At 59.9% G+C, this 9,887-nt stretch carries 9 protein-coding genes and 1 pseudogene; 7 read left to right on the top strand and 3 right to left on the bottom strand.

Going from position 1 to position 9,887, the window contains the following annotated elements:
* Nucleotides 1-2,333 precede the first annotated feature (2,333 nt).
* Nucleotides 2,334-2,576 (bottom strand): helix-turn-helix domain-containing protein, encoded by a 243-nt coding sequence (locus EN991_RS10985; RefSeq protein WP_164768974.1) that lies wholly within the window; start codon nt 2,574-2,576, stop codon nt 2,334-2,336.
* A gap of 208 nt (nt 2,577-2,784) precedes the next feature.
* Between EN991_RS10985 and EN991_RS10980 the strand changes: the two genes are divergently transcribed.
* Entirely contained in the window at nt 2,785-3,681 is an 897-nt protein-coding gene (locus EN991_RS10980) for an ankyrin repeat domain-containing protein (protein ID WP_127368734.1), read from the top strand.
* 544 nt (nt 3,682-4,225) lie between these two features.
* Here EN991_RS10980 and EN991_RS10975 read toward each other — a convergent pair.
* Both EN991_RS10975 and EN991_RS10970 read right to left on the bottom strand, forming a co-directional pair.
* Entirely contained in the window at nt 4,226-4,483 is a 258-nt protein-coding gene (locus tag EN991_RS10975; protein ID WP_206519187.1) for a cytochrome ubiquinol oxidase subunit I, read from the bottom strand.
* Nucleotides 4,484-5,194: 711 nt separating this feature from the next.
* Nucleotides 5,195-5,551, bottom strand: a pseudogene (locus EN991_RS10970) (homospermidine synthase); the annotation flags it as partial.
* Between the two features lie 138 nt (nt 5,552-5,689).
* Between EN991_RS10970 and EN991_RS10960 the strand changes: the two are divergent.
* The 6 genes from EN991_RS10960 to EN991_RS10935 form a co-directional block, all read left to right on the top strand.
* Entirely contained in the window at nt 5,690-6,271 is a 582-nt protein-coding gene (locus EN991_RS10960; RefSeq protein ID WP_198032098.1) for a GNAT family N-acetyltransferase, read from the top strand.
* Nucleotides 6,272-6,831: 560 nt separating this feature from the next.
* Nucleotides 6,832-7,374 carry a sigma-70 family RNA polymerase sigma factor gene (locus EN991_RS10955; RefSeq protein WP_027162036.1) on the top strand — a complete coding sequence of 181 codons (543 nt, stop codon included), beginning with the start codon at nt 6,832-6,834 and terminating at the stop codon, nt 7,372-7,374.
* Nucleotides 7,371-8,213 carry an anti-sigma factor gene (locus tag EN991_RS10950; RefSeq protein WP_127368733.1) on the top strand — a complete coding sequence of 281 codons (843 nt, stop codon included), beginning with the start codon at nt 7,371-7,373 and terminating at the stop codon, nt 8,211-8,213. Before EN991_RS10955 ends, EN991_RS10950 begins: the two co-directional genes overlap by 4 nt.
* A 281-nt stretch (nt 8,214-8,494) precedes the next feature.
* Nucleotides 8,495-8,740: a DUF680 domain-containing protein gene (locus EN991_RS10945; protein WP_127366927.1), complete on the top strand. Its 246-nt coding sequence runs from the start codon at nt 8,495-8,497 to the stop codon at nt 8,738-8,740.
* Nucleotides 8,741-8,799: 59 nt separating this feature from the next.
* Nucleotides 8,800-9,024, top strand: coding sequence for a DUF680 domain-containing protein (locus EN991_RS10940; protein ID WP_127366926.1), 225 nt, complete (start codon nt 8,800-8,802; stop codon nt 9,022-9,024).
* Nucleotides 9,025-9,118: 94 nt separating this feature from the next.
* Nucleotides 9,119-9,887 (top strand): MBL fold metallo-hydrolase (locus EN991_RS10935; RefSeq protein WP_164768972.1); only part of this gene is annotated, 769 nt, incomplete at its 3' end.

Below are 9,887 nucleotides of genomic sequence, written 5' to 3'. Positions count from 1 at the left end.
GTTTTTGAGCTGTCCGGCAACTCGCTTGCGAAATAGGGATTAGCCCCGCCACCTCTCGGCAGCGGGCCGCCGCCAGGGCTGCCTGTGCAACAAAGGCCGTCGATCTGCGTTGAGGCTCGTCTCAGTGGAGCTTCGACAATGGATCCGGCAACCGCAGCAGTACTGCTTTTACTCTCTTGCAGCCCAGGCGAGGCTGTCGTCTGCAGGCCCATTGATGCCGCGCCGACCACATATGCGTCGCTTGACGTGTGTAAGGCATCTCTGAAAGACAGGCTCGCAGGTGCGCCAAATGGGGAAATCGTCGGACGATGTCATCCCCTCGACGAGACTGTCACCGGTTCCCTGCCCGCCGGGTACACCACCGTTGTTGTCACGCGCGGTGTTGGGAGCAACGCCGTCAGCAATAGCTACATCGTTCAACACAAAGAATAAGGCCCGCCACCTCTCGGCAGCGGGCCAATTCAACCGGATGTTGGATTCAGGCGTTGCCCGCCGGGCGGTACGCCTTCATGTCCGCCGCCCCTTGGCGGTTCAGGTGTTCCCTCACCGGCTTAAGGATAGACGTTGGATGGGTCGGCGTCATGTGCACAGATCGCCAGCGGTGCAACGGTCAACTGCTTAGCGGCTCCTTTGGTTTTGTGCGCAACGGTCTTTCCCCTAGCTGGATTTAGCTATCCCCCTACGGCTGGGTAGGGACGTCAGTCTCAATTGAGCAATCGCTGATTAGGCAGCGCGGGGGATGATCCCTAAGAGCTATCCCGCAATGGCAGGTGCGGCCCACGCTTCCAACCTAAGCATCCCCGCACCGGCCATTCTTTTGGGTCTACGGCTGGGTAGCGCCTAGCGGCTCGCTTTTGGCCTTGATTTGTTCTGGCCGTTGCAACTAGGCGCAATCCCGCAGTAGCGGAGCCGCGCAAAGTCCTCGCTAGTTTCACCTTACGTTCCTGTCCGACTGCGGACAATCGCCACCAAAGCACAAGCCCTTGGAAGGGGACCTGGGGGGCGGTAGTCGGCACGATCAGACAGACCAAAAACGGGTTGAGCGACCGTGCCGACCATAGCTGGACACGAGGGTGGGCCTAATGTCCAGGCTCCATATGCTACCGGTACACTGGTCTTGCTACAACTACGCCTGATGGCCTATGTCGCGCTTGAAAATCGAAGTCGCATGGCGATCTGGACGCTACCCAAACCGCACTGCCTAGAATCCTAAAGGGAACTCACCCTCAAGTGGCACATTGACCCTCTGAGCGGTCGATTCAAAAGGATGTAGCCGCTTACACAGGGTCCGCCGCCGGCGCCCCAATAGGCGGCGGGCTCACCCTCAGTGGCTTTCAACGTAGAGCAAGAAGCCCGCCTCGCCTCATTCACGGCGAAATGGCAGGCGTAACCACATCGAAGGCTCGCCAAAGGACCTCTTCTATACTCGTGGGAGTCGAATCCACGAGCGGAATGCGCAGCGGCCAGCCGTTGACCATCTGGAAGACCCAACGACGTCCTTGGACCACGCCAAGGCGCCTGTAACGACAAGAGGCGCATAGGTCGCGATGACCACATGGGTCTGCCTGTAGTATGTGGAGGTTATTACACGTTCGACATACTCGCGCTGCCAGTTCGGGTGAAGGCTGCTCGGGTTCGTCGATGAGGAAAACAGGCTGATGGCCTCGCTCCGCGGTGCTTAGGAACACCAGCGATGAAATCAGTGACAATTCGCCTGACCTGGCGTCTTGCAATTCGATCATCAGCCCATCTCGGCGCTCGAGATGTACCTGGATCGGCTCGCGTAGAAAATCGTGCTGCCGAAGCCAGCGCTCGTTCCTGAGCACTGCTTAGAAATCGCGACCTAATGAGAACGACAGCTTAGGGTCCGTCTGGTCTAACCAAACCACTTGCTTGGGTTGGACGGAATGGCGGCCTCCTGATCCAAAGAGAGCACGCTCTCAAAATCCAGAACCTGTCGTCCAGTGTTGACGGCGGAGAAACCGAACCTCGGGTGGTATCCGCAGTAATTGAGAACCGCTCCGGCTTCATAGAAGCTCGCGCTGGATTCACGGAAGGACGCAGCAATGGCCTGCTTTATTACAGAGCGGGGTGAGTTGAAGGCCGGGATACGACGCAAGTTCCGAATGCCCGCAAATCTGTCTCGTGCAGTGTTCGAGACGACCGTGAGGTCCGTCGGATTTGTAGAGGTTCCCCTCGCACGACTTCCTTGCGCCGGTGAGCACCGCGCCGCCTGGCCCGTTCCACCAGCCCAGCCGCATGAAGCTGCGTCTCGATGAAGGGGTAGCCCCAGTTGAAGTCATGATCGCGCAGCAGGTATTCGTGGAAATGCTTCAGGTTCCAGCCAAGGTAGCGGTGGCGATAAAGTTCCAGCATCTCCTCGATCCCCTCCGCGGCACCCGGCGCGTCGAAAGCTTGCCCAAACGCCGGTCGAGCAACCCAGCCTCCCCAGCCTCTTCGTAACGCTCGCGGTAACGCCGGAATTGCCGCTCCGACATGCCCAGCAACTCGCCTGCCTCCATCATCGAAAGATCGCCGCCATTCCAGCGGCTCAATACATCCCGAAACTTCTGCATTCTCCGGTCCTCTAGCCACGCTGCCCGCTTCATCCCCAGCCTCCATTCGCTGGCGATAAAACCGGACAACTCGCGTGCTACCTAATCCGGACAACTCATGTGCTTACGACAGCAGTTGCTGAAATACATTGCCGCGATTAAGCATTCGGACTAAAGTCATCCCTTCTCGCAGCGTGCCGCGTCCTCCGGTTTGACACAGGGGTGCCGAATGCGCATGTCCTTGCTTTTCATTTCACTGCTGATTGCACACATCCCGATTGTATCGCATGCCGCCGCCATTCACGACGCCGCCGTGAAGGGAGATGTCGCGGCAATTACGGCAGCGCTCGACGCCGGTGCCGGCGTCGACGAGAGCGATGGAAAAGCAACGCCGCTCTATCTTTCGGTTAGGGGCGGGCATCTTGCGGCGGCAAAACTGCTCATGGAACGAGGTGCCGACGCCAACGTTGCCCCGACGCCGCTTTTGGGACCTCCCCTCATGCCGGCTTTGGCAAAACGCAGGGTCGACTTGATCAATCTGTTGCTGCAGGGGGGCGCAAATCCAAATGCGCAGCGCGGCGGTGAATCCGCCCTTCACATCGCCGTCAGATCCGGCTGTCTCGATTGCGTGAAGGCACTGGTCGAGGCCGGCGCCGATGTGAATGCGAAGACAAAGGACGGCAAGACACCGCTCCACATGGCAAAATTCAAGGGGCAACATGAAGTTGCCGCCTATCTCTTGTCGCACGGCGTCGTCTTGCCAACGCCAGCCCCTATCTCGATGAAATTGTCAAATGCGGATGTCGAGAAAGGCCGAACCTACTTCACCCATGTGTGTCACGGTTGCCACAATGCCGAGCCAAAGGGAGAGACCAAGACGGGGCCCAACTTGTGGGGCGTCGTCGGCCGCGACAAGGCATCCATGGCAAGTATGCGTTACTCCGACACATTGCTGGGCTGGGAAGGTGTATGGACGTATGAGGACCTGAACACATATCTCTTCGGGCCCATGCTCACAACGCCGGGCGTCAAGATGGAGACGCCCGGTGTCCCGGACGAGACCGAACGGGTCAACGTGATCGCGTACTTGCGCACACTCAGCGACAAGCCGATTCCGCTGCCCTGAACCCCTACCCAGTATCGCCCCTTTGTAAAAGCGCACTGGGGAAGCCCTGCCAATGCCAGCGCGCAAAAGAAGCCTTTAACGCTTATTCAATTTATCTATTTTAGAATGTGCTAATGCGCTTCTCAATCCTGCTTTTTGGCTGGGCAGTATTTTGCGGTTGGGATTTCGCCGCCAATGATGGCCAAACCATTATTGGCCTTGGCGTGCGAGTTGCCAGGCTATTCCACCTCTCCGGGCTAATTTGAAGTTAGGACGACGTCAGCGCTTCTTCACCTTCGGCGTGATCTCCTCGACCCGCACCTTGTCGCCGATCTCCCTTAGCGAGCGGGTATGTCCGAGGCAGGCTCGTCGAGAAAGGCCCCTGCCCCTTTTTACTAGCTCTCGACGAGCCGTGCGCCGCTTACCCCCGGACGGCAAACGCTGTCGCAGTCTGCCTTGATCGTCAAGCGACTGTTCTGTTCGCGTGTTCGTTAGCTCAATCAGGTTGCGCTAATGTCACATTCGGTGGACGCGTACGCGTGCGCGCAACTGCAAGCCGTCTCATTCACCCTTCCGCCGTCTCAATTTCGGCATGATCTCCTCGATCCGCGCCTTCACGCCGTCCTGGGCCATCGCCACCGGTGACGACGCCCATCCCGAACGCAATCTTGATCCAGAACGTCGAGATGCGGAGATAGATGTCCCTTCCGGTCAAGAAATTGAGGCCTTCCAGCATCGCGATGAACGCGGTCAATCCTACAGTAATAGCCGGCAGCAGGATGTGCCAGCCGATGACCCAGCCGAACTGCAGTCGCGATAGCAATACAGGATCGAAGTCCTCGTCCCTCTGGATGCAGGCGAGCCGGCGAGAATCGCATCACCTTCCGTAGTAGCGGCGGCTGTGGCGGGAGCGCGTTTTCAGTGCCGTGGTCAAGCTATGGGAATTGGCGACGGTGTCGATGCCGGATTTTGAAACCAGCTGTTCTGCCGCGTCGTACGGCTTGCAACTCTCAGGCGTGACCGCGCCAGAGGCGATAGAGCACGCACCTAGCTTGCGTGCTTGTGCTGCTTAGCTGCGCAACGACACCCGGGGGCGATGGGAACCGTCTGCGGCAATCCATGCTTCGGTGTGCTTGCAGCTCGCTTAGTCAAAGCGCTTCTCTGGGTAGGCACAGGGCGATCCGACCAACGGACAAGCGACGGCAGGACGAGAAATCGATGCTGCCGTCCAGTCCCGCCAGAATTGCCGCACGACAGGCAATGTAACGCGTGAAAGGCGTTTGAAACGTCACATTCGGCTATATGAGAATGAACGCCCCGATAAGAAGCGCGCCAAGCCCGATCGCGACGACAAGCCGTGTGGTGAGATCCATCAGGTCAATTTCCTTATTGCCAACTCTAACGTCTCGAGTTGGACGAGACCTTCCGTACGGAATCGTCGGTCCACGCCAATTGCCTCCGCGCCGGGAGAGAACCATGTCGGCAGCTTTGCCGGAGCAGAAACCCGTTGCGCCGCTGCCCTGCCCGGCGGCTATCATGAAACCAGCACATTCCGGAACTGCCAGGGATCGGATGTGTCGATGTCCTCCGGGAAGAGCCCAGGCCGGCCATCCAGAGGCGTCCAGTCCGTATAGACACCAACGAGAGAGCCAAGATAGGGCTTCTGGATCTCCAGGCAGCGCCGGAAGTCCAGATCTTCAACTTCCACGATGCCGGCCTCGGGGTTTTCAAGCGCCCAGACATGCCTGCGAGCACAGCCGACGTGACCTGAAGCCCAGTAGCATTGTGATGGGGCACGAGCTGTCGTGTCTTCAATCGCGAGCTGCGAACCGTACCAAAACGCGTTTCTTGAATGGCCCTAAAGAAGCACGCCAAGTTCATCTATCCCGTCGACGATATGCGCGAAAGTTGTTGAACGCCTTCGCCGCCGAGGCTGCCATTAGGGGTGTTCGGCGGATCTGGGTGCAGAGCCACGATTTCCAGGCGCCAGGATTGCATGAAAAGGCCGGTTTTGTGCGTGTAGCTGAGTTTGCAGATTGGCCGGAGGGACACTCCAACGTTATTCTCTGCAGAACCCTGGAAGCCACGACGGCAACTCCATGACCACCATTTAGCGCAGGTAGCTGACGCGGACGCACTACCCGATATCGAACAGTCGGAGGGTGACGCTTACCGCGAAGTTGCGGAGCTGGCCTGGATTGCCGATGACGAAAACCAGACCGTCGAGCGTCACCGTGAACTTATCGCCAAGGGCACGTGCTGGGTAGCGGTGGAGCAGGATGGCCGGACGGTCGCATTCCTGAGCGCGGAGATCCAGGACGACACATTGCACATCTGGGAACTAGCTGCGCGCCTTGACCGACAACGCTCAGGTATCGGACGCGCCTTGCTCGAAAAAGCAATCACAGATGCGAGGGAGCGCCGCCTTGTTGCGATCACCCTGACAACGTTTCGGGATGTGATCTGGAACGCGCCTTTCTATCAGAAGCTGGGCTTTCAGGTGCTGGGCGAGACGCATGCGGGAGACCGGCTTCGTCAAATACTGCGTCGGGAGATCGAACACGGGATGCCGGCAAGCAGGCGCTGCGCCATGCGCCTCATTCTCGGCTAGACGGAAATTGGCTAAAGTGATGGACAAAACCCTTGCTCTGGCAATGCCCGAATTTCGACCGGCTCTGATCGGCTGAGCTGGAAGGTTGATATCGCAGGCTAAAGAGCGTTGAAAAGCTGGCTCGGGCGGACCAATTTACATTGCGAAGAAGATTTTTCGCTATCCGGGAATAAAACGCCGCCCGCCCTGGTCTTCCATGCATACGCTGCTGATTGACCTTGAAGGAACGTCCCCCTGCAACCCCACACACCGACGACCGCGACGGCAATGGTCAACGCATTCCCAGGTGAAGGCGACGCGTTGGCCGCCTGCGGCTCCCAGCCTGTCTGCCTTAAACGTCCTGCCCAGTCGGGATCGAGAGAGCTCAGACGCCGCGGATGCGAGAACGCATCGGGGTGGATGCATCGTTGCGGTCCAGTGTGTGATTGACATCGATGAAACAGTTGCCTTCACATTCACCGCAGCTGGCGACCCTAAATACTTCCGCTGGGTTCGCTTGCAAGACAGAACCATCTTCGCTTCCTGGGCACTCAAGGCGAGGCGCATATCACGGTACACCAATGCTAAGCAGCAATGCGCAGGCCGACCGCTTCAGCGAAGTGGTAATGCCTCATCTCGCCGACGCGCTTTCGCTGGCCCGTTGGCTAACCGGCAATGCCACCGACGCCGAGGATGTCGTGCAGGACGCGTGCATGAAGGCACATGCCAGCATCGCCAGTTATGCCGGCGGCAATGCACGCGCCTGGCTGCTCACCATCGTGCGCAATGCGTGCTACACATGGCTGGCGCGGAACCGCCCGCGCAGCATCGTCTCGGTGGGCGATCTCGCCGATCTCGACGAGGTGAGCTCCGCTCACGCAGCCGATCCACCCGACAGCGAGAGCCCGGAGGCGACCCTGATCGCCAAGGCAGATACCGTAGCACTCGAAGCCGCGATCGCCGCCCTGCCGCAGCCGTTTCGCGAGACCCTCGTGCTGCGCGACATCAATGGCCTCGCCTACCGCGATATCGCGGCCATGCTAGGCGTGCCGATGGGTACGGTGATGTCACGGCTGGCGCGGGCGCGTGGCCTGCTGATCTCTGGCCTTGGGAGGGCGCAATGAGCGCGCACAACGACGGATTGCCCGAGGATGCCGCAGGCATGAACCTGATGCTGCACGCGCTGGTCGATGGCGAGCTTGACGCCGCCGCGGCCATAGCCGTTGAGCGGCGCATAGCCGCCGACCCCAAGCTGGCGGCCGAACATGCCCGCGTCATGGCCTTGCAAGGGGCTGTGGCCGGACTTCCGCAGCCGCAAGTCAGCGACGCCTTCAGCGCGCGCATCGCAGCCATGGCTGCTGCCGGCAATGTCGAGGTACTGCGCCCCAAAGCGCCGACGGCACCAGCGAAGGCAAATCGAACGGGGTGGTCGGCGCGCAACTTCGGCTCATTCGATTGGCGCGCCATGGCGGCGTCTATCATGCTCAGCGCGGTGCTGGCCAGCGGTGCAACGCAATGGGCGATGCAGCCTGGCGTAGCCGATGGCTTTGCCGCAGGGGTAGCCAGCGGCCACCAGCGCAGCCTGTTGGCGATGAGCCCGGTGGATGTCGTCTCGTCGGACCGACACACGGTGAAGCCCTGGCTCGACGCAAGGCTCGGTCTTTCGCCGCCGGCGCCGGACATGGCCAAGGACGGATTTGCACTCATCGGTGGCAGGGTCGAGGTCATCGGCGGCCGGGCGGTGCCGGCACTGGTCTATCGCCACCGCGAGCATCTGATCACCCTTGTCGCCGAGCCTCAAAATGCCGGAGCTGTGACCGACCCTGTCGATCTCTCTGAGGGCGGTTTTTCGCTGGTGCAGTGGAGCGACGGCGCCTTCTCCTACTGGGCGATTTCCGACATGGAGCGGCCGGAGCTGGACGATTTCGTAGCGCGCTTCCGCGCCGCCACCGTGACCGGCTGATAGCCGACCGCCCAGACCTTTTCAGCCAATATCAAGTGCGACGTCACCGCTGGCTCGGCTACTTCGCGGTCAGACAGACCCACGGCACCAGCATGGTGCCGACCTCGGACGTGCGCGTGCAGCGTCGGCTGGCCCAGTTCCCGACAGCCGCCGTCCCTGATTTTGGGACCTCCAAAGAATTTCGCGCCACCCGGGAATAAAGGGATGTCTTGGCGAGTCTTGTTGTTAGCGGGGCCAATTTCCCGGCACGCAACCAAGAAACGAAACAAGGATCTACCAAAATGACCAAGCTCGCTCTCAGCGTGGCTGCCATGCTGCTTGCCTCAAGCGCTGTCTTTGCCGGCAGCGACCATGGCGCCAACAACTCCAACCAGCCGGCCACCAGCGTCGACACCAACGCTACTGCTTCCATTCCCTCCACGCCGCGTCAGGACAGCGTCGACTCCAAGGTGACGACCGGGCCGAGCCAGGGGTCGGTTCAGGACATCATCAACCGGCACAACAACGACGGACTCTGGGGCCGCTGAACGCGCCTCGACCTCCAAACAACAACTTCTCTCAATCCTCAAGATCAGGAACTGTTTCAATGAAAAAGATCGTCCTTACGGCTGCCGCCATCCTCGTTGCCAGTGGCACGGCCTTCGCCGGCAGCGACCACTACGGCTCGAACACTTCCCGCCAGCCGGTCGCCAGCCATTCGGCTTCAAAAATCGACACCTCGCACACCAGCTCGATCCGAGAGGTCAAGAAGATCCATGGTGGCGATGCCAGCGTGTCGGCGCAGTACGGCCAAGGCATCTGGGGCAACTGAGTTTCATCCGGTCAGGACCGATAGGTTCGGCAATCAGGACGGAGGGCCACGCTTGGCTTTCCGCCACCCCCACCTCTTAACACAGGAGATCATCATGTTTAACATGACACGTCGCACGTTGCTTGGGTCCGCAACTGCCGCTGCCGCATTCGGCCTCGCCGGCAGGTTGGAATTCACCCGTCCTGCCTTCGCCGAAACAGCAGTCGAGCCGGCCGTTGGCTTCTACAAATACATGGTCGGCGATATCGAGATCACCGCCATCTATGACGGCATCTGGCGCAAACCGCACGACCCAGCTTTCATCAAGGATGTCTCCGTCGAGGACACCAAGGCAGCCCTTGCCAAGGCCGGCCTGACGACAGACTTCATGCCTATCCCGCTCACCGTCGTCGTCCTCAAGATGAACGGCAAGGTGATTATGATGGATGCCGGTTCGGGCGTCGGCCAATGGCAAACCAATGCCACCCATCTGCCGGCCAACATGGCCGCCGCTGGCATCGACTACAAGACTATCGACACCATCATGATCTCGCATTTCCATCCCGACCACGTCTGGGGCCTGATGGAAAAGGGGACCAGCGCGCCTGTGTTCCCCAATGCCGAGCTCATCGTCAACGCCACGGAATACAAGTGGTGGACCGACCCCGGCCGACTGGCAAAGCTGCCCGAAGGGCGCAAGCCGGCGGGCAAGCGCATCGCCGAAAACTTCCCGAAATGGAAGAACTGGAAGCTGGTCGAGGACGGCGCCGAAGTGGCGCCTGGCATGCAGATCATCGCCGCGCCCGGTCATACGCCAGGCCATTCGGTCTACCTCGCAAACTCCGGCAAGGAGCAGATCATGATTTCGGCAGACACAATGTATG

This window comes from Mesorhizobium sp. M7A.F.Ca.US.005.03.2.1, assembly GCF_003997795.1.
GTDB lineage: Bacteria > Pseudomonadota > Alphaproteobacteria > Rhizobiales > Rhizobiaceae > Mesorhizobium > Mesorhizobium ciceri.
The sequence above is the reverse complement of the archived record's forward strand: the minus strand, read 5'-3'. Positions and strand labels throughout refer to the sequence as shown.

Coding starts and splice junctions, on each gene's coding strand:
- EN991_RS10980 (WP_127368734.1), top strand. CDS start 2,785: ATGCGCATGTCCTTGCTTTTCATTTCACTGCTGATTGCACACATCCCG.
- EN991_RS10940 (WP_127366926.1), top strand. CDS start 8,800: ATGAAAAAGATCGTCCTTACGGCTGCCGCCATCCTCGTTGCCAGTGGC.
- EN991_RS10950 (WP_127368733.1), top strand. CDS start 7,371: ATGAGCGCGCACAACGACGGATTGCCCGAGGATGCCGCAGGCATGAAC.
- EN991_RS10985 (WP_164768974.1), bottom strand. CDS start 2,576: ATGCAGAAGTTTCGGGATGTATTGAGCCGCTGGAATGGCGGCGATCTT.
- EN991_RS10955 (WP_027162036.1), top strand. CDS start 6,832: ATGCTAAGCAGCAATGCGCAGGCCGACCGCTTCAGCGAAGTGGTAATG.
- EN991_RS10945 (WP_127366927.1), top strand. CDS start 8,495: ATGACCAAGCTCGCTCTCAGCGTGGCTGCCATGCTGCTTGCCTCAAGC.